The organism is Gordonia sp. C13 (assembly GCF_023218005.1).
GTDB classification, from domain to species: domain Bacteria; phylum Actinomycetota; class Actinomycetes; order Mycobacteriales; family Mycobacteriaceae; genus Gordonia; species Gordonia namibiensis.
Window position 1 is genome coordinate 24,019 of record NZ_JALPSY010000007.1, and the last position, 23,400, is coordinate 47,418.

18 protein-coding genes are annotated in these 23,400 nt (G+C 66.9%); 12 read left to right on the forward strand and 6 right to left on the reverse strand.

The genetic code is table 11. The features are described from left to right. The first annotated feature begins 195 nt into the window (after nt 1-195). From M1L58_RS08070 to M1L58_RS08125, 12 genes are all read left to right on the forward strand, one after another. A complete protein-coding gene (locus M1L58_RS08070; protein WP_248658489.1) occupies nt 196-1,332 on the forward strand; it encodes an FAD-dependent oxidoreductase in 1,137 nt (378 codons plus the stop codon). A 106-nt stretch (nt 1,333-1,438) separates the two neighbouring features. Beyond that, nucleotides 1,439-2,611, forward strand: a complete 1,173-nt coding sequence (torT, locus tag M1L58_RS08075) for a TMAO reductase system periplasmic protein TorT (protein WP_248658490.1) — start codon at nt 1,439-1,441, stop codon at nt 2,609-2,611. Between the two features lie 47 nt (nt 2,612-2,658). Next, nucleotides 2,659-4,257: an amidohydrolase gene (locus tag M1L58_RS08080; protein WP_248658491.1), complete on the forward strand. Its 1,599-nt coding sequence runs from the start codon at nt 2,659-2,661 to the stop codon at nt 4,255-4,257. Continuing rightward, complete coding sequence (locus M1L58_RS08085; protein ID WP_248658492.1) at nt 4,254-5,798, forward strand: sugar ABC transporter ATP-binding protein; 1,545 nt, start codon at nt 4,254-4,256, stop codon at nt 5,796-5,798. Before M1L58_RS08080 ends, M1L58_RS08085 begins: the two co-directional genes overlap by 4 nt. Next, nucleotides 5,795-6,781 carry an ABC transporter permease gene (locus tag M1L58_RS08090; RefSeq protein ID WP_248658493.1) on the forward strand — a complete coding sequence of 329 codons (987 nt, stop codon included), beginning with the start codon at nt 5,795-5,797 and terminating at the stop codon, nt 6,779-6,781. The genes M1L58_RS08085 and M1L58_RS08090 overlap by 4 nt, the downstream gene beginning before the upstream one ends. Before the next feature lie 50 nt (nt 6,782-6,831). Then, entirely contained in the window at nt 6,832-7,437 is a 606-nt protein-coding gene (locus M1L58_RS08095; protein ID WP_248658494.1) for a helix-turn-helix domain-containing protein, read from the forward strand. Nucleotides 7,438-7,513: 76 nt separating this feature from the next. After that, nucleotides 7,514-8,902, forward strand: a complete 1,389-nt coding sequence (locus tag M1L58_RS08100; RefSeq protein WP_248658495.1) for an NAD-dependent succinate-semialdehyde dehydrogenase — start codon at nt 7,514-7,516, stop codon at nt 8,900-8,902. 113 nt (nt 8,903-9,015) lie between these two features. Further along, on the forward strand, nt 9,016-9,807 hold the full coding sequence (locus tag M1L58_RS08105; protein WP_248658496.1) for an LLM class F420-dependent oxidoreductase: 792 nt from the start codon (nt 9,016-9,018) through the stop codon (nt 9,805-9,807). A gap of 76 nt (nt 9,808-9,883) precedes the next feature. Continuing rightward, complete coding sequence (locus tag M1L58_RS08110) at nt 9,884-11,950, forward strand: TPM domain-containing protein (protein WP_248658497.1); 2,067 nt, start codon at nt 9,884-9,886, stop codon at nt 11,948-11,950. A 513-nt stretch (nt 11,951-12,463) separates the two neighbouring features. Then, complete coding sequence (locus M1L58_RS08115; RefSeq protein WP_248658498.1) at nt 12,464-14,545, forward strand: PhoX family protein; 2,082 nt, start codon at nt 12,464-12,466, stop codon at nt 14,543-14,545. A gap of 165 nt (nt 14,546-14,710) precedes the next feature. Beyond that, the gene (locus tag M1L58_RS08120; protein WP_248658499.1) at nt 14,711-15,196 is read left to right on the forward strand and encodes a MarR family winged helix-turn-helix transcriptional regulator; all 486 of its coding nucleotides are present in this window, start codon (nt 14,711-14,713) and stop codon (nt 15,194-15,196) included. Between the two features lie 59 nt (nt 15,197-15,255). After that, nucleotides 15,256-16,539 (forward strand): MFS transporter, encoded by a 1,284-nt coding sequence (locus M1L58_RS08125; protein WP_248658500.1) that lies wholly within the window; start codon nt 15,256-15,258, stop codon nt 16,537-16,539. A 105-nt stretch (nt 16,540-16,644) separates the two neighbouring features. Here the strand turns inward: M1L58_RS08125 and M1L58_RS08130 are convergent, their stop codons facing one another. From M1L58_RS08130 to glnT, 6 genes are all read right to left on the reverse strand, one after another. Next, the gene (locus M1L58_RS08130; RefSeq protein WP_248658501.1) at nt 16,645-17,334 is read right to left on the reverse strand and encodes a helix-turn-helix domain-containing protein; all 690 of its coding nucleotides are present in this window, start codon (nt 17,332-17,334) and stop codon (nt 16,645-16,647) included. A 51-nt stretch (nt 17,335-17,385) separates the two neighbouring features. Continuing rightward, a complete protein-coding gene (locus M1L58_RS08135; protein ID WP_248658502.1) occupies nt 17,386-18,582 on the reverse strand; it encodes an NAD(P)/FAD-dependent oxidoreductase in 1,197 nt (398 codons plus the stop codon). Continuing rightward, the gene (locus M1L58_RS08140; RefSeq protein ID WP_006868532.1) at nt 18,579-19,910 is read right to left on the reverse strand and encodes an FMN-binding glutamate synthase family protein; all 1,332 of its coding nucleotides are present in this window, start codon (nt 19,908-19,910) and stop codon (nt 18,579-18,581) included. The genes M1L58_RS08135 and M1L58_RS08140 overlap by 4 nt, the downstream gene beginning before the upstream one ends. Before the next feature lie 325 nt (nt 19,911-20,235). After that, nucleotides 20,236-21,015, reverse strand: a complete 780-nt coding sequence (locus M1L58_RS08145) for a protein glxC (RefSeq protein WP_006868531.1) — start codon at nt 21,013-21,015, stop codon at nt 20,236-20,238. Further along, on the reverse strand, nt 21,003-21,899 hold the full coding sequence (locus M1L58_RS08150; protein ID WP_248658503.1) for a glutamine amidotransferase: 897 nt from the start codon (nt 21,897-21,899) through the stop codon (nt 21,003-21,005). Before M1L58_RS08150 ends, M1L58_RS08145 begins: the two co-directional genes overlap by 13 nt. Before the next feature lie 62 nt (nt 21,900-21,961). Further along, the gene (gene glnT, locus M1L58_RS08155) at nt 21,962-23,320 is read right to left on the reverse strand and encodes a type III glutamate--ammonia ligase (protein WP_248658504.1); all 1,359 of its coding nucleotides are present in this window, start codon (nt 23,318-23,320) and stop codon (nt 21,962-21,964) included. Nucleotides 23,321-23,400: the final 80 nt, after the last annotated feature.

The window sequence follows — 23,400 nt, forward strand, 5'->3', positions numbered from 1 at the left end:
TTAGGATTTTTACTGTCAGTAAAACTGGCAACGCCGCCCAGCGTCGCGGTTCGACTCCGTGGAGCGTTGCCCGACACCGCCTCACCGTATCGCTGCGCTGTCAACGCAAGACACTCGCAGCTCTGACAGCGGCACGCCCTGCCGCCCATCCCCTCGTGACCTCATTTGTCGTTCAATCCCTAAGGAGACACACCTATGCATGCCGAGATTGCCGGCGCCGGCCTGTCCGGACTCGTCCTGGCCTCTGCGCTGGCGCGCAACGGCTGGACCGTTCGCATCCACGAGAAGACCGGAGAGCTCCGAGAGATCGGCGCCGGAATCTACTTGTGGGAAAACGGTTTGCGGGCACTCGAATCCATCGGCGCCTACGATACGGTCGTCGCCCGAGCGGAACGCCTCGACGAGCCGACGTTGCGCGATCACCACGGCCGAACCCTCCAGACCGAGTGGCTGCGGAACAAGCGTCTGTACACCGTGGGCCGCCGCCACCTCCACCGATCTCTGGTCGACACCGCGATGAGCCTTGGCGTCGACATACGGACCGAATCACCGATCGCAGGCGCAGAGTCAGGCGGTACGCTCATCGGCTCAGATGGCACCCACTACCCTGCCGACCTCGTGGTGGGCGCCGACGGCGTCTACTCCCGTGTGCGCGAGTCACTCGGACTGCGCACCAAGATGGTCGACCTCCGCGACGGCGGAGGTCGCCATCTCATCCCTCGTACCAGCGACGACCCGGTTCACCGCGCGATCGAGCAGTGGAACGGGGGCCGGCGGATCGGGGTCGTGCCCTGCTCACCGGAGGAGACCTACGTGTTCCTCTGCTGCCCCGCAGACGACGTTGCCGGCCGACGTCAGCAGCCGTTCGACCCGGAGACGTGGATCGAGAGCTTCCCGGACTTCCGCTCCCAACTGGAACGAATCCCTACCGACGGTGAAGGTCGCTGGGCGCCGTTCTACGACGTCCACGTATCCGATTGGTACACCGGCCGCGCCGCACTGCTCGGCGATGCCGCCCACGCGATGTCTCCGAACCTCGGGCAGGCCGCGTGCGTGGCCATGACGAATGCGGTTGCACTCGCGTTGGCCATCGGGCAGAGCCACTCCATCGACCGAGCACTGCGTATGTGGGAGAGCGAACAACGGTCGTTGAGCGACGGGGTGCAGGCGTATTCGCGCATCTACGGTCGCGTCGGCACCCGCTGGCCGTCCAACCTGCTCGATGTGCGATCGAGCGTCGTCCGGCGCTTCCTGAGCACGCGGTCCGCACAGGGGGCAATCAACTTCGCCGCCGAGCAATTCCCCGAAGGTGAGCTCACCAAGACCTGGTGAGCTCACCGTCCCACGGTCTGGTCAGAGTCGCTCAGTGCCGTCGTTCGTCCCCATTCTGAAACCCGTGAACCCTCCTGATCACGGCTGTTCGTAAGGAGTTTGTCTCATGCGTCTCCCCCTGACCCGACTCGCGCGAGCCTCTGCGGTGCTTGCCGGGTGCACCATCCTGATCACGTCATGTGCAGAAGACGGCAGCTCATCCGACGCGATCCGGGAGATCGACACATCCGGTCAATCCTGGAATGTCGACGCCCTTCTCACCGACTGCGCCGGACCCGGCGTCGATCCCGCCGGGTGCGTCGGACCGAGCTCGACGGGCAAGTACACGTCGCTCGCCCGTGATCAGGTCACCAAACCGTGGCAATTGTGCTCGGTCCTCCCCCACATGAAGGACTCGACCTGGATCGGCATCAATTACGGCGAGGTGAGCCAGGCGAAGTCACTCGGGGTCGGGCTGTCGACCAGCGACGCCGGCGGCTACAGCAATCTCTCCGAACAGGTTTCGCAGGTCGAGAACTGCGTGTCGTCAGGTGCCGACGCAATCCTTCTCAGCGCGGTGAGTTTCGATTCGCTGAACAACGCCGTGAAAGATGCTGTCGCGGCCGGCGTCCCGGTCATCGACGTCGGAAACGGGGTGTCCAGCAACGAGGTTGCGGGCCATGTCCTCCAGGACTACGTCGACATGGGCCGGTTGATCGCTGAGCACCTCGTCTCCCTCGATCGGCCGATGCGCGTAGCCTTGCTCCCCGGCCCGGCGGGCGCCGGTTGGGCCGAGCGTTCCCGTGAAGGGTTCGAGGCCACGATTGCGGGCTCCCAGGTCACCGTCGCCGACGTCAAGTACGGGGACACCGGAAAAGAAGTGCAGCTCAGACTGGTCGAGGACGTCTTGGCATCCAATCCCGACATCGATGCGCTGGTGGGCAACGCGGTCATGGCCGAAGCGGCCACGCAGGTTCTCGGCGAGCGCGGACTGGCCGACCGGATCGGCGTCTACAGCACCTACGTGACTCCCGAACTCGTCGAGTTGATGGGCGCCGGCCGGGCCAATTGCGGCCCCTCCGAACAGTCCAGCCTCATCGGGCAGATGGCAGTGGACTACGCCGTCCGCGTGCTCGAGGATCTGCCTGCTCCCGGTGCCGTCGAGCGATATGCGCCCGTTCCGGTGGTGGTCTGCGGCTCGGCTGAAGGCGAGTTGGCCAACATCGACGATTTCGACATGAACGGTAGCTTCGCCCCGAAGAGCTTCCGGCCGAATTACGCTCTGAAGGCCGCCCAGTGAATGCCGACACGAGCGATCAACTGGTACTACACGGCAAAGTTCTCGCGATGTCAGCTCGTTCCGACATCACGACTGTGGTGGTCCGCGACGGGGTCATCGCCGAACTCGGCGGCGATGATCTTCTCCGCCACCTCGTCGGCCTGGGAACCGAGGTGACCGAGGTCGACGGTGTTCTCGCTCCGGGCTTTGTCGATCCCCACACACACTTCTCCCAGTACGCAGCCGCACGCGCACGCGCGGTCGACTGCCGTGTGCCAACCGTTCGCACGATCCCAGAGGCGCTCGACGCACTGAGCGACGGCCTCCGTGAAGGCCGACTGTGCGGTCCCTGGCTGGTGGGTTACGGCAATCTGTTCTACGACCAGAAACTCGCCGAACGCCGGTTACCCACTCGCGACGAACTCGATTCCGTGTCCCGAACCCACCCGATCGTGGTGCACTGCGGCGGTCACGTCTCGGTGCTCAACTCGGCAGCCCTGGAACTCGTTCGGGTGGAGCGGTTCCTGGGAAGCACCGAGGGCCTGTGGGGGCGCCCGGTCGTCGAACTCGACTCGGCCGGACGCCCAACCGGGGTGGTCGGCGAGATCGATCGCCACCTCGGTATTCCCGAACCGGATCACGAAGAACTCGTCGACGCGTTCACCAGCGTGTACCGGTCGGAGTTCCTCAGGTACGGGGTCACGACGATCGGTGAAATGGTTGAGTCGGAGCGGAATCTGAACGCTCTCGCCGCAGCCTCGCGAAGCGCCGCGGTACCGGCCAGGTTCGGTCTCTACGCCATGGCCCCCTCGTTCGCCCCACACGACCAAGCGTTGCAGTGGGTCCGGGAAGCGGATCTGGGTGGACGCTTGATCGCATGCGGGACAAAGGTTTTCGCCGACGGCGGTTACTCGGCGAGGAATGCGGCGAGTCTGACCGAGTACTCCTGTGACCACGCTCCGCATCCCGGCTATCACGGCAAGCTCAACCTCGAGCGCAGCGCGTTGATCGCCGCACTCGAGTCGACCCAGGCCGCAGGCGTCCAACTCGCCATCCACGCCAACGGCACTCGTGCACAACAAGAGGCTCTCGACGCGGTTTCGGCGGCCGGACCGATACGCCGAGGAGGCGTCAGGATCGAACATCTCGGCAACGTGCTGGAAGAGCCCCAGAAGACCGTCCGACGCTGGCGCGACACCGGAGTCCTCCCGGTGATGCAGCCCGGGTTCCTCACCAACTTCATCGCCGATTTCGTCCCGATGCTGTTCCCCACCACCGGAACCCGTGGACGGATGCCGTTGCGGACGATTCTCGACGAGGGCATCTGGCCGGCGTTCAGCTCGGACGTCGCAATCGGTGGCGAGGCCGGAGCAAGCAACCCGTTCGCCACCATCGCCTCAGCGGTCGGACGAAAAGGATACTGGGGACGCCGAGTCGAACCCCACGAGGCGATCACGGTCGGCGAAGCCCTCCGGTGCCACACCCTGTCCGCGGCCGAGTCACTCGCGATGAGCGGTCACGTCGGAACCATCGAGGTCGGCGCTCATGCCGACCTGATCACGCTGGACCGCGATCCCCGCGCCGTCGGTGTGGACGACATCGCCGACATCCGTGTCACGCGGACCTGGATCGGTGGCGTACTCGAGTTCGAGGAGGCATACGCGTGAGCGCCGTCGTGACCCTCGAGGCGGTCGGGAAGAGCTTCGGTCCGGTGACCGCGCTCGCCGACGTTTCCTTCGACATCCGGGCAGGCGAGATCCATGCACTCATGGGTGAGAACGGCGCCGGGAAATCGACACTGATCAAAGTGCTGGCGGGTATCCATCAACCCTCAGCGGGTGAGGTCAGGGTCGACGACCGAGTGGTCCGGTTCAAGAACCCGAAGGAATCCCGATCCGTCGGCATCCGCACCGTGTTCCAGGAGCTCAGTATCGTGCCGTCGTTGACGGTGGCCGAGAACGTCGTACTCGGCGAAGCCCCCGGCTCGCGCGCTTTCGTGCACCCGAAAGACGTCCGACGCCAGGCCGCCGAAGCGCTGGAAATGCTCGGGGTCGAGCTCGACCTCGACCGGCCGGCGCGTTCCCTGGCACGCTCCGAGCAACAGCTGATCGAGATCGCGCGCGCCCTACGACACGAGCCTCGTGTGCTGATCCTCGATGAGCCGACCGCCTCACTCGGACACGAGGAGAGCCGTCGTCTGCTCACGATCGTCGACGGTCTGCGCGCCCGTGGGGTGGCAGTGCTCTACGTGAGTCACCGCATGGCGGAAGTCACCGAGATCGCCGACCGGGTGACGGTCCTCCGGGACGGCCGATACGTAGACACCTCCGAACGTCCGATCATCGAAAACGAACTGGTGGAAAGCATGATCGGACGTCCGGCGGAGACCCTTTACCAGCACACCCCTCGCACCCCCGGGGAGGAAGTCCTCCGCGTCGAGGGACTGAACACGCGGTTGTTGACCGACGTCACCGTGCATGTTCGGCGTGGCGAGATCGTCGGCGTCGCCGGACTGATCGGCTGCGGAAAGTCCGACATCGGACGTGCCCTCTTCGGTCTCGAACCATCCACTGTCGACCGTCTCAGAGTTGGTGGCTCCGATGTTCGACCGGCACAACCGTCGAAGATGCTGCGGCGCGGGCTCGTGTACTACCCGGCCGACCGTCGGCGCGAGGGGCTCGTTCCGATGCGGGCGATACGCGAGAGCATGACCCTGGGCGCTCATCGTGCCGGAGGTCTCACAACCAACGGTCTGATCCGGGCGAAGAACGAGCAACAACGGTGCCGCGAGTTCGCGGACAAGCTCGACATGCGGCCGCGCGATGTGGAGCGCCGAGCCCAGTCCTACTCCGGTGGGAATCAACAGAAAGCTGTTCTCGCACGCGGCCTTCTGCGCGACTCCGACGTCCACATCTTCGATGAACCGACCGTCGGTATCGACGTCGGTGCGAAGGCCGACGTCTATCGGCTCCTCGGTTCTTACGCGGACCGCGGTTGCGGAGTGATCATGATCTCCTCGGACCTGACCGAGCTCGTGGGTGTGAGTGATCGCATCTACGTCGTCGCCGAAGGCCGGATCACCGCCCATCTCACGGGCGAGGAGATCGATGCCGACCGCGTCGGGCGCGCCATGTTCGGCCTTACGGCGACCCCGAATCCCGAACCCTCTTCTCTTCCCTCCACGACAACAAAGGAGTCGGTCGCATGACCGCTGCTGCCTCAGCGCTGACCAATGTCCGCTCCGGGCGACGTTCCCTACGCCCACTTCTGTACGACTACCTTCTTCCCGTTCTGCTCGTCGCGATGGTGACACTGTTCGCCGTACTCGAACCGCAATTCGTCGAGAGCTCGAATCTCGTGAACGTGGCGCGACAGTCCGTCTTCCTGCTGCTGATCACCTTGGGCCAGATGATCGTCCTCATCCACGCCCAACTCGATCTGTCCGTCGGCGCGACGGTGGCAGCAACGAGTGTCCTTGTCGCGACCGTGACCCGAGAAGTCGTCCCGGAGGCGAGTGTCGCCGTGGGACTTCTGGTCGGCTTGGGTTTCGGTGTCGCGATCGGTCTCGTCAACGGTGCACTCGTCGCGTTCTGGCGAGTGCCGTCCTTCATGGCGACCCTCGGGACCACATCCATCCTCACCGGACTGGCGCTCATCGTCTCGAACGGCGCTCCCGTCACCGGAATCCCGTTGCAGTTCTCCGATGTTCTCGGCACCGGCGAGGTTCTGGGAATACCGGTGCCGGTCGTGCTCGGAGTCGTGGTGATGATCATCATCACAGTGCTCCTCGGCCGGGCACGTCTGGGCCGGGACATGTACGCCGTCGGCGGCAATCCGGAAGCCGCACGCGCAGCGGGTATCAACGTGCGTCGTAGCGTCATGATCGGCTTCGTGCTCTGCTCGGTGCTGGCCGCCTTCGCAGGCGTGTTGCTGACCGCTCGCGTCGGATCCGGCGAGGCCTCCCTCGGCGGTAGCTACGTCATGCTCTCGATCGCCGCCGCAGTGCTGGGCGGCACCTCGCTCTTCGGCGGTGAGGGCAAGGTCTGGCGAGTCGTCGTCGGTGTCCTGTTCCTGGGCGTGCTGAGCAACGGCATGAATCTGGTGCACGTATCCAGCTACGTCCAGCAACTCGTGATCGGCACCGTGCTCATCTGCGCGGTCGGACTGGAACGACTGAGGGAGTCGTTGTGACCCGGCTGAGCTGCTCGATCTCGTCGGCGAGAATGTAGGCTGACTGCGACATGTCGACTCCACCCCCTCCGTCCGAGGCCCCGACGAGCGGCCCCGACGACGCCGAACAGCTCGGTGCGGAAGTACGGCGGAATCGCAAGAAGCGCTCGATGACGTTGGGGCAGCTCGCAGAGCAGACCGGACTCTCCATCGGTTTCCTGTCGCTGGTGGAGCGCGGACGAACAAATCCGTCCTTCACATCGTTGCTACGAATCGCCGGCGCGCTCAACATCCCGATGTCGGCCTTGATGCCGGGCCCCGACCAGCCCGCAGACGAGAGCTCCCCGGATCCCGGCGGACGAGAGCCCCACCGACACGCAGTGCATCCCTCCGGGGTCTACCGAGATCGCTACATAACACCCGAGAACGCCAAGACGATTCAGGTGCTCGAAGCGATCCTCGAACCGGGAGACCGGTCTCGCGTGGCCCCGTACAAGCACTCGGAGGAAGAGGAACTGATCCTCGTTCTCGATGGTGAGCTCGAGTTCGACACGGGCGACACGACTCGGTTGCTGCGCGCCGGCGAAGCTCTCCTCATCGATCCACGCATACCTCACTCATATCGAAATCCGGGCAAGGTCGCGGTCCGCTGGTTGTGGATCTCGGCCACCGCCTGAGCCCGAACCCGTCCTCGCCCGAGCCCGCCACTTGCGATGCGCCCGGGCACGCCCGCATACCCAGAGGAGCCCCCTCGTGCAGCTCCGCACGTTCACTGTCGAAAACCCGGCCACCCTGGCGTCCGTCGCGGAGGTCCCTGACATGGGTCCCGCCGAAGCCCGTGAGGCCGTCCGGCGTGCCCATCACGCCCTGGATTCCTGGGCGTCACGGGCACCACGTGACCGCTCGGACATCTTGATGCGAGCACACCGGATGATGATCGAGGACGCCGACTCACTCGCCGACCTGGTGTCCCAGGAGAACGGCAAGTCGATGTCCGACGCCCATGCCGAGATTCGTTATGCGGCAGAGTTTTTCCGCTGGTACGCGGAAGAGGCGGTCAGATCCGAGGGAACCTTCGGCGTCGCCAATTCCGGCGGCAGCCGCAACATCGTCACCCATCGTCCGGTCGGCGTGGCGGCCCTCGTCACACCGTGGAACTTCCCCGCCGCCATGGTCACGAGGAAAGTCGCGCCCGCCTTGGCCGCCGGATGTTCGGTCGTGCTCAAGCCGGCGGCCGAAACCCCGTTGACGGCAATGGCGATCGCCGACCTCCTCACCAGAGCAGATCTCCCCGACGGTGTCCTCACGACCGTCACGACAACCGACCCCGGACCGGTGGTCGACACGTGGCTCGGTGACGAGCGCGTGCGGAAACTGTCATTCACCGGGTCGACTCGTGTGGGGCGTCTCCTCCTGCACGCCGCAGCCGACCGCATCGTCAACTGCTCCATGGAACTCGGGGGCAACGCGCCCGTGATCGTCACCGAGGATGCAGATCTGGAGCAGGCCGTCGCCGGAACCATGATCGCCAAGTTCCGCAACGGCGGCCAGGCGTGCACGGCCGCGAACCGGATACTCGTGCACCGAACTGTGGCCGACGACTACGTCGCCCTCCTCGCCGGGCGAGTCGGCGACCTTGCGGTCGGCGACCCCCGCCGAGGTTCGGCCATCGGGCCGATGATCAGTGCGCGAGAGCGTGACCGCCTGGCCACCCAGGTCGACACCGCAGTCGCCGGCGGCGCGCGCGTGGTCCGGCAGGCGCCGCTACCAGACCTCCCCGGGCACTTCGTCGCACCGACCGTCCTCACAGATGTGGCACCCGGATCGCCGATCCTGAGCGAGGAGCTGTTCGGTCCGGTCGCTCCGGTGGTGACGTGGCAGGACGACGACGAAGTGATCGCCTTGGCCAATGCCACCGAGCACGGCCTCGCCGCCTACGTGTTTGCCGGAGACACATTGCGGGCGATGGCGTTTGCCGAACGGATTCAGGCGGGGATGGTGGGAATCAACCGCGGTGTCGTCTCCGACCCCGCAGCTCCGTTCGGCGGCTTCAAGCAGAGCGGACTGGGACGAGAGGGAGCTCGCGACGGTCTCCGCGCGTTCCAGGAGGCGCAGTACCTCAGCGTCGACTGGCCCTTCTGACACCGGCCCGCTCGCAGTCGGTTTTCGGCGGGCGGGACACGCGCGGCGGCCGTTCGGTGTGCTGACAGCTCCAGACGTCGACGCCGCCGCCGGAAGCAGGCAGACTGGTCGCCATGGCCTTCCCTCTTCGTATCGGTGTCCAGATCCAGCCCCAGCACGCTCCTGAGTACGGCCTGATCCGGAACGCGGTTCGCCGCGCCGAGGATGCGGGCGTCGACGTCGCCTTCAACTGGGATCACTTCTATCCCCTGTACGGCGCGCCGGAGGGTGAGCACTTCGAGTGCTGGACGATGCTCGGTGCGTGGGCGGAACAGACATCTCGGGTGGAGATCGGCGCGCTGGTGACCTGCAACTCCTACCGCAATCCGGAGTTGCTCGCCGACATGGCCCGCACCGTCGACCACATCAGCGGCGGACGTCTGATCCTCGGTGTCGGCGCCGGCTGGTTCCAGAAGGATTACGACGAGTACGGCTACGAGTTCGGCACCGTCGGCTCGCGCCTCAACGACTTCGGTGCGGCGCTGCCGCGCATCAAGTCGCGTCTGGGCAAGCTGAACCCGGCGCCCACCCGCGACATCCCGATCCTCGTCGGCGGCAGCGGCGAGAAGAAGACGCTGCGGTACATCGCCGAACACGCCGACGCCTGGCACGGCTTCAACGACGTCGAGCAGTACCGCCACAAGTCGAAGGTGCTCGCCGAGCACTGCGCTGCGGTCGGACGCGACCCGGAGACCATCGAACGGTCGTCGGCGGTGCAGTTCGACGGCGACGTCGACGCGTTGCTCCGCGGTGCCGACGCGCTGGCCGACGAAGGCATCAGTCTGCTCACCGTCGGCGTGACGGGCCCCGACTACGACCTCACCGCCGTCGAGGCCCTGTGCCGGTGGCGCGACGCTCGACGCTGAGCACGTGCCGGTACCCATCGAGGTCAAGGACGGACATACACTCACCCGAATGCGGCCGCTGGTTAAATTTGTGATCATGCATCGGGAACCTGCGATTCGTGGTGGGTGGGGACACGTCCTGACGCGTCGCCTCTCCGCAGCTCTCGGCGCAGTCGGTCTCGCGCTCGGAATGACCCTGCTGCTGGCGGGTGTCGGAGCCGGCCCGGCCGCCGCCGAACCGCCCGCCCGCCTGCCCACCTACGTCGTCGACTCGGCCGAGGTGATCACGCCGGAGCAGCGGACCGAACTCGAGAATGCCGCCGACGACCTGTACAACAAGCACGACATCCAGATGTGGATCGTGTACGTCCGCAGCTTCGACGGCCTCACCAGCGAACAGTGGGCCGACCGGACTGCCATCGCCAGTGAACTCGGCGACCACGACGCCCTGCTGGCGGTCGCGACCGAGGACCGCTCCTACCGGATGTTCGCCCCGGACGACATCGGCGGGCTCGACCAGTCGACCCTCGATGACGTCGCCACCAACGACGTCGTCCCCCAGCTTCGTGAGGGCAACTGGGCGCAGGCCGGCCTGGGCGCGATCAACGGGCTCTCGAATGCCCTCGACCCCAGCTACACCGGGGTCATCACCGCCGGTGTCGTCGGCGGAGCGGTCGTGGTCGGCGGTGGCGGTGCATACCTGTATTCGCGGCGCCGCAAGCAGCGTCGGATCGACAGCAGCCTGGAAGCGCTTCGCGAACAGGAACTGACCGTCGACCAACTCGAGGAACAACCGCTCGACGTGCTGGATCCGTGGTCTCGCGAGGTCCTCACCGATCTCGACAACGCCATCCGCACCAGTGAAGAGGAACTGCGGCTGGCTGTCGACGAGTTCGGCCATGCCGAGACCGCACCGTTCACGAAGGCTCTCGAACGGGCGAAACGCGATCTCGCGCAGTCGTTCACCATCCGTCAGCGACTCGACGACGACGTCCCGGAGACCGAAGACGAGCGCCGCAGGATGCTCGTCGAGATCATCACCTCGTGCACCGAGGCCGACGCCGCGCTCGACGACCAGGTCGAGGCCTTCGACGCGATGCGCAACCTGCTGATCAACGCCGACGCCCGCTTCGACGCGATCACCCAGCAGCTGATCGGCTTGCGCGCACGTCTCGACCCGGCGTCGCAGCAGCTCACCGAACTGACCGAGAAGCACGGTGAGCAGACACTCGCCTCGATCCTGTCGAACGTCGAACTGGCCCGGCAGCAGATCGATTTCGCCGAGGCGACCGCCGATCAGGGTCGTGCGGCGAGTGCGGCACCGGTCGGGCAGCAGGGTCCCGCGGTCGCGGCCATCCGTTCGGCCGAGGGATCCATCGAGCAGGCGACCGTGCTCCTCGACGCGATCGATCACGCCGATGCGAACATCGCGGCCGCGCAGTCCCGGATGCCTGCGCTGATCGAGGAGGTGGAGGGCGAGCTCGCCGAGGCCGCCTCGCTGACCGCCGACGGCGGTCCCGCACTGGCGACTGCCGCAGCGGCCGCACGAACCGCTCTCGACGCGGCCCGCACCGGCTTCGATGCCGACCCCCTGGGTACGTTCACCGCGCTGGTCGACGCAGACGCCGATCTCGACGACGCGCTCGACGCCGCGCGGGACTCCGCGGCCGAACGCACCCGTAGCGCACAGGTGTTGACCGCGGCCCTCGAATCGGCGACCGCGAAGGTGACCGCGGCGTCGGACTTCATCGGCACCCGACGCGGCGCCGTCCAGTCCACCGCCCGGACCCGTCTGGCCGAGGCCCAGCGACTTCTCCGGTCCGCGCAGGAGGCCGCCGGAACCGACCCGGTCGCGGCGACCTCCGCGGCACGCCAGTCCGGCGCTCTCGCCGACCAGGCGCTGATGGCCGCCCAGGGCGACGTCGTGAGCTGGCAGCAGTCGCAGCAGCCGCGGTCCAGCGGATCGTCGTCCGCAGGTGCGGTTCTCGGCGGCATCCTGGTCGACAGCTTCCTGCGCGGCACCGTCAGCGGCGGTCGCGGAGGCGGATACCGGGGCGGTTACCCCGGCGGCTTCGGCGGTGGATTCAGCAGTGGCGGACGCAGTCCCGGCTCTTTCGGAGGGTCCGGATCGTCGGGACGGATCGGTACCGGCGGGCGGTTCTGAGTAGCTCCGCCGGCCGCGGCACCCATTGCTCCCCGAGAGTCGTGCCCTGGACACCACCCTCTCGCTCCCTGATCCGAAAGAGCGAGGCGCACCCCAGGTCCGATGCCTGAGGTGCGAGGAGCGCAAGCCGCCGGGTTGAGTTGCGACGAAGGAGCGTATCGAAGTCGACGAGCCATGAAGGGCAGGCGAGGTCGTGTCGCCAGCCCTTCGTGGCTCGCTTCGCTCGCACCTCAGGGAGCAAGGGGTCGGCTTCGCTCGCACCTCAGGGAGCAAGGGGTCGGCTTCGCTCGCACCTCAGGGAGCAAGGGATCGGCTTCGCTCGCACCTCAGGGAGCAAGGGATCGGCTCCGCCCGCACCCTCAGGGAGCAAAGGGATCGGCTCCGCCCGCACCCTCAGGGAGCAAGGGATCGGCTCCGCCCGCACCCTCAGGGAGCAGAAGAGCCACCGCGCGTTCGGTTTCCGTTCACTTCTGAGCACCCGGCGGTTCGTCTGGCTCTCTTAGCGTCCTGCGGGTGCGAATCCAGTTGCCGCTGTTCACCTCCGCCGGTCGCGATGCCGGCAGGTCGTCCCGTGCCCATGTGACCTGCCGCTACAAGTGCGGCGACGCCTGCCGGTCCGACCCCGGAAACTCCAGCGACAACGCGTACTTCCGCGACGTCGTGCGTACCGCGGTCTCTCGTCGAAGTGTTCTCAAGACCTCTGCGGGTACGGCGGTCGCGGTCGGTGCGGCATCCGTGCTCGCAGCCTGCGGTGACAGCGGTTCCGGTACCGGGTCGCCGACGAGTGGTGCAGCTACCGGAGAACCGTTGCCGGGCATGAAGTTCACCGCCGTCCCGGCGAACACCGAGGACGCGGTGGTGATCCCGGACGGATACCGCCAGAAAGTCGTGATCCGCTGGGGCGACCCCGTCCTGCCCGGCGCCCCGGACTTCGACTTCGCCGCGCAGACCCCCGAAGCGCAGGCCAAACAGTTCGGCTTCAACAACGACTTCGCCGGACTCATCCCCGTCGACGGCGTCCCCGGACACTTCTACCTCGTCGCCAACCTCGAGTACCCCACCGAGCCGTTCATGTTCACCGGTTACCGGGAGGGTGCACCCACCGAGCAGCAGGCGCGGATCGCGATGGCCGCGGTCGGTATCGCCGTCGTAGAGGTAGTCGCCAAAAACGGCACCGGAGCCCTGGAACCCGTTGTCGGACCGCGCAATCAGCGACTCACCGCGTCGAGCCCGTTCCGACTGACCGGCCCGGCCGCCGGCAGCGAGTTCGTCCGGACCGCAGCGGATCCGGCCGGCACCACGATCCTGGGCACCTTCGCCAACTGCTCCGGCGGTCTCACGCCGTGGGGCACCATGCTCTCCGGTGAGGAGAACTTCAACAACTACTTCGCCAACGCGAGCAAGGTCACCGACCCGAAGGCGGCCGAACGCCTCGACCGCTACTCCTTCGCCGACGATGACGACGAGCACCAGTGGGGCCGGTACGACAAGCGTTTCGACCTCGCCGTCGAACCCAATGAGGCCAACCGATTCGGGTACGTCGTCGAAGTCGATCCCCACGACCCCAAAGCCGCCCCCGTCAAACACAGCTCGCTGGGTCGATGCAAGCACGAATCGGCCAACATCCACGTCGTGAAGAACTGCCCGGACCGAGGCACCGTCGTCGCCTACAGCGGCGACGACGAGAAGTTCGAGTACATCTACAAGTTCGTCTCGTCCCGCAAGATCAAGAGCGGACTCTCGAAGACCGCACGCGAGCACAACATTCGCATCCTCGACGAGGGCACGCTGTACGTGGCGACCTTCACCGGGGACACCCCGGACGAGTCCGGCAAACCACCTGCCTCGGGCAAGTTCGCCGGGAAGGGGTCGTGGAAGCCGCTGTTGACCAGCAACGCCGACGGATCGGCCCGCTCGCATGTGCCCGGGATGTCGCCGGCAGAGGTTGCGGTGTTCACGCGTCAGGCCGCCGACGCCGTCGGCGCCACCAAGATGGACCGGCCCGAGGACATCGAGCCGAGCCCCATGACCGGCAAGGTGTACTGCGCCCTCACCAACAACAGCGACCGCGGCACCGACGGCAAGGCGCCCGTCGACGCGGCCAATCCACGCAACGAGAACAAGAACGGGCAGATCATCGAGATCTCCGACGACCACGCCGGTACCGAGTTCACCTGGGAGTTGCTGCTGGTGTGCGGTGACCCGACCGCCGCCGACACCTACTACGGCGGTTTCGACAAGACGCAGGTCAGCCCCATCTCCTGCCCGGACAACCTGGCCTTCGATCCGCACGGCAACCTGTGGATCTCCACCGACGGCAACGCCCTCGGATCCAACGACGGACTGTTCGCCGTCGCACTCGACGGCGCCCGCCGTGGCGAGACCAAACAATTCCTGACCGTCCCGATCGGTGCCGAGACCTGCGGGCCGGTCATCGACAGTGACCGCATCCTCGTCGCCGTGCAGCACCCCGGTGAGCTCGATGACCACTCGGCTGACAACCCCGCATCCCACTGGCCCGACGGTGGCAACTCCCAGCCCCGGCCCGCAGTGGTGGCGATCTGGCGCGACGGTGGGACCGCGATCGGGGTCTGACCGGCGGTTTCGATACGGCTCGTCGCAGGCTCCTCGCCTACTCAACCAGCGAAGGATCGGGCACCCGCAGGCTCTCGCCTGGCCGACCTGGGCCGGGCTGGTGTCGTCGATCTCACAGCGTCGCGAGGTATTACTTCGAGCGTCTAAGTATTAGAGTTTCGAAATGTGACTGTTCCAGATGCCGCTCGACTCGCCTCGGCCCTCCGGCCGAGCATCACGCGGCTCTACCTGTCGCTTCGACGACGCACACCTGTCGTCGAACTGACCGCCGCCCAGACATCGGCGATCAACGTCCTGGCCGATCACGGCCCGATGCGCATGGGTGAGCTCGCCGAACGTGAGTCGATCCGGATGCCCACCGCGACGTCGGTGATCGACGGACTCACCAAGCACGAACTGGTGGAACGCCGACCCGATCCTGCCGATCGTCGTGCCGTACTCGTCGATCTCACCGACCATGGTCGCGAACTGGTCGAACGGATCCGCCTCGGCCGCGACGTAGCCCTCACCGACGCCCTGGCCAACCTGAGCCCCGAACATCTCGAAGCGCTCGCCGCGGCCGCTCCGGCACTGCAAGCGCTCCGCGACGAGCTCGATCATCACCCCGCACAGACCTCAGCGGCGGTGGATGCCAAGACGGCCGAGAACTGACCCCTCGCCCGATCCACGTCCCCCGTCTCCGACAACCAGCCCCCGTTCAGAGGACCCAAATGACCGTCACCGAAGACAAGGCCGCCACCGGCGCGTCGAACCCGACACACGCCGACGACGCGCAGAACACCTCGCTCCTCGCCATGTTCCGCATGCAGCCCCGCGCCGTGTGGATCACCGCGTTCGCGGCGACCATCGCCTTCATGGGCATCGGTCTCGTCGACCCGATCCTGCACAGCATCGCCCAGGCGCTCAACGCTCCCGCGAACAAGCTCACCCTGCTGTTCGGTGTGTACGTCGGTGTGCAGTGTGTGGCCATGCTGCTGACCGGCTGGGCCGCTTACCGTTTCGGCCCCAAGCGGACACTGACCGTCGGCCTGGTGATGATCGTCGTGGCCGCCGGCGTCTCGGTCTTCGCGAGCAACATCGATCAGCTGATCGCCTTCCGCGTGCTCTGGGGCCTGGGTAACGCCTTCTTCCTTGCCACCGCGCTCGCGTTCATCGTCTCCTCCGCCAAGGGCAGCAGGCAGGGCGCGATCATGATGTACGAGGCGGCCCTGGGGATCGGCCTCGCCGTCGGCCCCCTGCTCGGGGCGACTCTCGGTGAATGGAGCTGGCGTGCCCCCTTCGGCGGCACCGCGCTGCTCATGTTCGTCGGCGCCGTGCTGTGCGCCATCATGCTCCCCTCCGACGGCCCGCGGTCGGAACGTGCCCGGGTCAGCATCGTCGATCCGCTCAAGGCCCTGCGCAATCGCACGCTCACCATCGCCGGTATCGGGTCGGCCTTCTACACCGGCGCCCTGTTCACCGTCATCGCCTGGGCACCGATCGCCATGGGACTCCGGCCCATTCACGCGGGCCTGGTCTTCTTCGGCTGGGGCCTGCTCACCGCAATCGCCGGTGTGTTCGTCGCTACCCCGCTCGCCCGGGTCGTCGGCGAGAAGGGTGGTGTGCTCGTCGCGATCACCGGCTACGGCATCGTCATGGCCCTCGCCGCGGTCGGAACGCTGTCCGACCAGATCTGGCTCATCGGTCTCGCGGTCGTCCTGTCCGGTCTTCCCTCGGGCATCCTCAACACCCTGTTCACCGACCTCGCCATGGCCTCGGGCGGCAACGACACCCCCCGCTCGGTGTCCAGCGCCGGCTTCAGCTTCCTGCGCTGGGCGGGTGCGGCGGTCGCCGCGGTCCTGGTCTCCTACCTCGCCGAATGGTTCGGCGACGTCGCCCCGTGGTGGTTCGCCGTCGGCTACTGCGCGGTCGCACTCGGTGCGGTGGCACTGGTCAAGACCAACAAGCACAAGGTCTCTCCCGACGCCGCGCTCATCGGAGCCGAGGAGTTCTGAGGCCGGGCACGAGTCCTTTCGATACGCCCTTCGCAAGCTCCGGGCTACTCAAGGAACAGGGTGTACGCCCTCCGCAAGCTCCGGGCCACTCGAGGAGCAGGGGCGTCAGACCGCGGAGTCGGGGAACGCGATGACCGACAGGAAGCGCACGGGCAGTTCGACGAGTTCGACCGGCCCGTGCGCTCCTTCGCCGTCGAGCTGGAGGGCATCGCCGGGATGCATCCGGTACACCGACCGGCTGTGCGCGTAGTCCATCACGCCCTCGAGGACGTACAGGAACTCGGTACCGGCGTGCTGGAACAGCGGCTGGGTCACCGACTTCTCCGTCAGGGTCACCAGCAGACATTCGAGTCGTTTGTGTTCTCCGCGAAGCGATCCGAGCAACTCGTACTCGTGCCCCTCGCGTGAACCCTCACGGATGATCTCGTTGCCCTCCCCCGCCTTCACGAAGACGGCCGACCGCTCCATCTCCGCGCCGCGGAACAACGACGTCACCGAGACATCGAAACCGGTGGCCAGGCGGGCGAGGGTGCTGAGGCTGCACGAGGTCTGAGCGTTCTCGATCTTCGACAGCATCGCCTTGGAGATGCCGACGCGGGTCGCCATGTCACCCACCGACAGTCCCTGCTGACGACGCAGCCGGCGCACGTTGTGCGCGATGGCAGTCTCGAGCTCGAGTTCCTCGACCGACTGGTCGACGGGGCGCTCCCGTGCGATGCCAGATTGGTTACGGATCAAAGGGTCGTCGGTCACCTCGCCAGCATAGTGAGCGAGGTCGTTCACTGTCTGACACATGTTGTCGCGTCCTCTCGTCGGTTCACCCCCGTGCACACCGCTCGGGAACGCTCAGCGCATCTCTCCTGCTCCCACGTACGGGAACCTCGTCTTCAGCGGGTCGCCCTCGGCGAACCGGGTGAAGCGGAAGTCCGACTCCGGGATTCGCGGGTCCGAACTGTGTCCGTCGACGACGAGATCGGCGACGAGCCTGCCGACCGCCGGTGAGATCTTGAAGCCGTGGCCACTGAACCCGACCGCCAGCACGAGGCCGTCGAGCGGTCCCCGGGAGATGATCGGATTCCAGTCCGGCGTCACGTCGTAGCAACCGGCGTAGCTGCTGGTGATCGCCGGCTCGGTGAACCCGGGGAATCGGGTACCCACCTTGTCCACGGTGAGGTCAACGAAGTCGCTGTCCACGCGGTTGCTGTAGTTGTCCGGGTCTGCGGTCTGCAGTTCCTTGAGATCACTGTTGCCGAACAGGATCTCACCGCGGACATCCGGGCGGACGTACTGCAGGGAGACGAGGTCGGAGAACACGGGGACCTCACCGAGATCCTCCCCCGGATGGATCATCACGATCTGTTCGCGATGGACCGAGATCGGGACGTCGATGCCATGCGGTGCCAGGAAGGGCTTGGACCACACACCGGTCGCCACGACGACGGTGTCGGCGGAGATCGTCGAGCCGTCGGCCAGGCGGACGCCGGTGACCCGGCCCCCGTCGACGACCAGCTCGGTGACCGTCGTGCCCTGGCGGATCTTGATGCCGGTGGCACGCGCGGCTGCCGCGAATGCCTGGGCGGTCTGGTAGGCATCGCCATAACCGCCGCGCTCCTCCCACCCGAACGCCGCGAACGGTTCGAGATCGGCTGCCGGCCACATCTTTGCGACCTCTGCGGCGTCGATCTCCTCGGTCTGGACGCCGACCTCCCGCTGCGCCGCAAGGCTTTTCCGCAGGTTCTCGACGTTCGCCTCGCCGACGCCGACGACATAGCCGGTCTGTCGGAAGCCGATGTCGGTACCGAAGATCTCCTCGGCCTTCTCGAAGACCTCGAGGCCCACCGCCGCCATCGCGGCGAGCGAACTGACGCCGTAGTGGCAGCGGACGATGCCCGACGACTTGCCGGTCATCCCGCCGCCCACAGTGTCACGTTCGCAGACCACCACATCGGTGATGCCGCGCTGACCGAGTGCCCATGCGGTGGCGGCGCCTTCGAGGCCGCCACCGACGATGACGACCGATGCGGTCGTGTTTGCCGCGCTCACAGCCCACTCCCCGGAATCCAGTTGGTTCCGGCCATCGGCACCCGTGCCATCGCCGCGGCCTCGATCGTGATGGCGACGAGGTCCTCGGGCTCGAGGTGCTGAAGGTGCGCCTTGCCGCACGCGCGGGCGATGGTCTGGGCCTCCATCGTCATGACCCGCAGGAAGTTGGCGAGGCGCTTGCCGCCGAGGACCGGGTCGAATCGCGCCGACAGTTCCGGGTCCTGGGTGCTGATGCCGGCCGGGTCGCGACCGTCTTGGAAGTCGTCGTAGTAGCCGGCCGCCGAGCCGAGTGCCTCGTACTCCTTGGCGTAGCGGGGATCGTTGTCGCCCAACGCGATCAGGGCGGCGGTGCCGATCGCGACGGCGTCGGCGCCGAGAGCCATCGCCTTGGCGACGTCGGCGCCGTTGCGGATGCCGCCGGAGACGATCAGCTGGACCTCACGGTGCACCCCGAGTTCCTGCAGTGCCTGCACGGCCTGCGGGATGGCGGCGAGCGTCGGGATGCCGACGTGCTCGATGAAGACTTCCTGGGTGGCCGCGGTGCCGCCCTGCATGCCGTCGACCACGACCACGTCCGCGCCGGAGTGCACCGCCAGCTTCACGTCGTAGTAGGTGCGGCTGGCGCCGACCTTGACGTAGATCGGCTTCTCCCAGTCGGTGATCTCGCGCAACTCGTTGATCTTGATCGCGAGGTCGTCGGGACCGGTCCAGTCCGGGTGCCGGCAGGCGCTGCGCTGGTCGATGCCCTGCGGGAGGGTGCGCATGCCGGCCACGCGCTCGGAGATCTTCTGCCCCAGCAGCATTCCGCCGCCGCCAGGCTTTGCGCCCTGACCGAGGACGACCTCGATGGCGTCGGCCTTGCGCAGGTCGTCGGGATTCATGCCGTAACGCGAGGGCAGGTACTGGTAGACGAGGTGCTTGGACTGACCGCGCTCCTCCGGGGTCATGCCGCCGTCACCGGTGGTGGTCGACGTACCGACCTCCGACGCCCCTCGGCCCAGAGCCTCCTTGGCGCCGGCCGACAGCGCACCGAAACTCATGCCCGCGATCGTCACCGGGGTCGACAGGTGCAGCGGATACTTCGCATTGCGGCCACCCAGGACGACGTCGGTGTCGCAGCGCTCGCGGTAACCCTCGAGCGGGTAGCGCGACATCGAGGCGCCGAGGAAAAGCAGGTCGTCGAAGTGGGGGAGCTTGCGCTTGGCACCCCAGCCGCGGATGTCGTAGATACCGGTCTCGGCGGCCCGCTGGATGGCGGCGATGGTGGTGCGGTCGTAGGTGGCGGATTCACGGAGTCCGCGCTGCTCGACGCTGAGGTTCTCGGTCATGGTGATGTCTCTTTCGGTGTGTGTCGGCGCGAGGGGCTGGGATTCGAGGGGGGGTCGCCAGCCCTTCGTGGCTCGTCGCTATCGCTCCTCGCACCTCAGGGAGCGAGGGGGTGGCTTCGCTATCGCTCCTCGCACCTCAAGAGAGCGAGGGGGTGGCTTCGCTATCGCTCCTCGCACCTGAAGGGAGCGAGGGGAAGGCTTCGCTATCGCTCCTCGCACCTGAAGGGAGCGAGGGGAAGGCTTCGCTATCGCTCCTCGCACCTGAAGGGAGCGAGGGGATGGCTTCGCTATCGCTCCTCGCACCTGAAGGGAGCGAGGGGATGGCTCAGTAGGCAGAAGCGTTGTCCACCTTGAAGTGGTAGAGCTCGCGGGCCGATCCGTAGCGGGTGTAGGCGGTCAGATCGTCGTCGCCGTACCCTGCGGCTTTGAGCAGGCCGGCGAGCTCCTCGAGGTGCTCCTCGCGCATCGGCTTGGCGATGCAGTCGGCGCCCAGCGAGGCGACCTCGCCGCGGACGTAGATGCGGGTCTCATAGATGGAGTCGCCGAGGCCGTCACCGGCATTGCCGCGGATGACCAGGCGGCCGGCCTGTGCCATGAACGCGCTGTTGTGCCCGACGTTGCCGCCGACCACGATGTCGACGCCCTTCATCGAGATGCCGCAGCGGGCCGCGGCGTCACCCTCGACAACGAGCAGGCCGCCGTGTGCGGTGGCGCCGGCCGACTGCGAGGCGTTGCCCTTGACGATGACGCTGCCGCTCATCATGTTCTCGGCGACACCGGTGCCGGCGTTGCCGTTGATGGTGACCTCCGCCTGCTGGTTCATGCCGGCGGCGTAGTAGCCGACGTGACCGTTGACGGTGATCTTGACCGGGGCGTTGACGCCGGCCGCGACGCTGTGGGCGCCGGCGGGGTTGTCGATGACGATCTCACCGGAGATGTCATCGTGGAGCGCCGAGTTGATCTCTCGCAGTGGGGTGTTCGCGAGATCGAAGTGGTGGTTGGGGCTCATCGTCTCAGCTTTCGCCGTGTCGGTGGGGGAGGTGGTGGGATCGAGCGTCCCGGGTTGTTCGAGGATCCCTGGTTGTGGGAGTGTCACCGTGTCCATGCGTAGACCACCTCGGGCTCGGGCTCCCAGATGCGGGCGTTCTCGACGCCGGGCAGCTTGGCGAGGGCGCGGTACTCGCTGGCGATCGCGACCCAGTCGTCGGTCTCGGCGATCACCGCGGGCTTGCAGGCGATGGCGTCGCGGACGACGGCGAAGGAGTCGCGGTTGGAGACCACGAGGGTGTAGAAGCCGTCGAAGTTGGCGCACACCTCCTTGAGGGCGGTCTCGACGTCCTTGCCGGCGGCGAGCTGGTGCGCGACGAAGCGGGCGCCGACCTCGGTGTCGTTCTCGCTGTCGAATTCGACACCCTGGGCACGCAACTCGCGTCGGATGGTGGCGTGGTTGGCGAACGAGCCGTTGTGCACCAGGCACTGCTCCGGACCCACGGCATAGGGGTGAGCACCGGACGGGGTCACCGCCGACTCAGTGGCCATCCGGGTGTGGCCGACGCCCTGCCAACCGGAAGCAGTTGCCAGGCCCCAGGATTCGGTGAGGTCGCGAGGTGCGCCGACACCCTTGAGGACGGTGAGGTCCGAGCCGAAGCCGGCGACCAGCGCGTCCGGGTAGGCGGCACGGGCCGCGCCGAGGAGTTCTTCGGCACCGACCGGCGCCGACGCGACCAGCGTGGCGTCGACGAGCTGGGCGGCGACGGGCACACCGAGCGCCGCGCTCAGGGTCGACGAGACCTCGTCGGGCAGGACGTCGAGTTCGAGCAGCGAGACACAGCCGTGGCCGGGAGGCGCCCACTCGGGGTTGCCGTAAACCGCGATACCGGCCGAGTCCGCGCCGCGATCCTGCATCTCACCGAGCATCTCGGCGAGCATGGCGCCGAGCCGGGGATGAAGATCGGGATTACGCAGATGCAATCCGACGATTCCGCACATTGTCGAATCCTTTACGTCGAAGGGGGAGTTGGGATGTGGTTCGGCGGCCGGGTTCGGTCGCGTCAGAAGGCAGTGAGGTACTGGTCGACTTCCCACGGGGAGACCGCGGCGTGCCAGTTGAAGAACTCCTCGCGCTTGAGGTTCGAGAAGTAGGTCGACACCCTGCCCTGGTCTTCCGGCCAGTCCTGGGGGAGTGCGGCGTCGAGCACGCCCGCGACGACGGCGTCGGCTTCGAAGGCCTCGACCGCGTGCAGCAGGGTGAGGGGCAGTTCGGCGATGTGGCTGGGTGCACCGCCGACGGCTCCGGGGTCGAGGCTCCGCTTGATGCCGTCCAGGCCGGCACCGAGCAACGCGGCTGCGGCCAGGTATGGGTTGGCCGATCCGTCGCCGCCGCGGAGTTCCACGCGCTGGTCGTCGGGAACGCGGATGTAGTGGGTCCGGTCGTTGCCACCGTAGGTGGCCTTGCGCGGCGCCCAGGACGCACCCGAGCGGGTGGCGGTGGCGCCGGTTCGCTTGTAGGAGTTGACGGTCGGTGCGATCACGGCCTGCAGTGCCGGCGCGTGCTCGAGGATGCCGCCGATGAACCCATAGGCGGTGTCGGACAGGCCGAGTCCGCGATCGTCGTCGCTGACCTGCGGGAAGACCGGCTCGCCGCCCTTGGTGAGGGAGAGGTGGAAATGTAGTCCCGAGCCGGTGCGGTCGGCGAACGGCTTCGGCATGAAAGTGGCGATCATGCCCTTCTCGGCGGCCATGGCCGAGAGGAGGTAGCGCAGGGCGACGACCCGGTCGGCGGTGGTCAGCGCATCCGCGTACTTGAAGTTCTGCTCGAACTGTCCGTTGCCGTCCTCGTGGTCGTTGGCGTAGTTGCTCCAGCCGAGCTGGTTCATGGCAGTGGACACCGCGGTGAGGTGTTCGTACATCCGGGTGAGTCCGCGGACGTCGTAGCACGGCTGGTCGGAGTCGTCGGCCGCGTCGGCAGTGACGAGCGAACCATCGTCAGCGCGCTTGAGCAGGAAGTATTCGACCTCGGCGCCCACCCACGGCTCGAAGCCGGCGTCGGCGGTCTGGGCGATCAGGGTCTTGAGGATGTTGCGCGGCGCGAACGGCCACGGCTTGCCCTCGACGTGCGGGTCGCACTGGACGACGGCGAGGCCTTCCTTGATGAACGGGATGGGGAGGAAGGAGCTGACGTCGGGGACCGCGATGAGGTCGGGATCCTTGGGTTCCTGGCCGATCGCACCGACCGCGTAACCTGCGAAACCCACACCTTCCGTGGCGAGTTCGTCGACGGCCTCGACCGGCACCAGCTTGGCGCACGGCTTGCCGCGGAGGTCGACGAACATGGCGAGGATGAACTTGATCTCGTTCGCCGCACACAGGTCGGCGAGGGTGCTGGGGTCGGGGGTTTCGGTGGTGGTCATGATGCGCTCCGGGGTCGACTCTAGGTGGTGCTTGTCCGATTGTCCACTCGTGTGAATCAATGTCTACCGCTAGTAGACCG

Bases quoted from the DNA above. Each gene is read 5' to 3' on its own strand.
- M1L58_RS08070 (WP_248658489.1), top strand. From the start codon at position 196: ATGCATGCCGAGATTGCCGGCGCCGGCCTGTCCGGACTCGTCCTGGCC.
- M1L58_RS08150 (WP_248658503.1), bottom strand. From the start codon at position 21,899: ATGTGCGGAATCGTCGGATTGCATCTGCGTAATCCCGATCTTCATCCC.
- M1L58_RS08125 (WP_248658500.1), top strand. From the start codon at position 15,256: ATGACCGTCACCGAAGACAAGGCCGCCACCGGCGCGTCGAACCCGACA.
- torT (WP_248658490.1), top strand. From the start codon at position 1,439: ATGCGTCTCCCCCTGACCCGACTCGCGCGAGCCTCTGCGGTGCTTGCC.
- M1L58_RS08140 (WP_006868532.1), bottom strand. From the start codon at position 19,910: ATGACCGAGAACCTCAGCGTCGAGCAGCGCGGACTCCGTGAATCCGCC.
- M1L58_RS08130 (WP_248658501.1), bottom strand. From the start codon at position 17,334: ATGTGTCAGACAGTGAACGACCTCGCTCACTATGCTGGCGAGGTGACC.
- glnT (WP_248658504.1), bottom strand. From the start codon at position 23,320: ATGACCACCACCGAAACCCCCGACCCCAGCACCCTCGCCGACCTGTGT.
- M1L58_RS08095 (WP_248658494.1), top strand. From the start codon at position 6,832: ATGTCGACTCCACCCCCTCCGTCCGAGGCCCCGACGAGCGGCCCCGAC.
- M1L58_RS08145 (WP_006868531.1), bottom strand. From the start codon at position 21,015: ATGGACACGGTGACACTCCCACAACCAGGGATCCTCGAACAACCCGGG.
- M1L58_RS08090 (WP_248658493.1), top strand. From the start codon at position 5,795: ATGACCGCTGCTGCCTCAGCGCTGACCAATGTCCGCTCCGGGCGACGT.
- M1L58_RS08105 (WP_248658496.1), top strand. From the start codon at position 9,016: ATGGCCTTCCCTCTTCGTATCGGTGTCCAGATCCAGCCCCAGCACGCT.
- M1L58_RS08110 (WP_248658497.1), top strand. From the start codon at position 9,884: ATGCATCGGGAACCTGCGATTCGTGGTGGGTGGGGACACGTCCTGACG.
- M1L58_RS08080 (WP_248658491.1), top strand. From the start codon at position 2,659: ATGTCAGCTCGTTCCGACATCACGACTGTGGTGGTCCGCGACGGGGTC.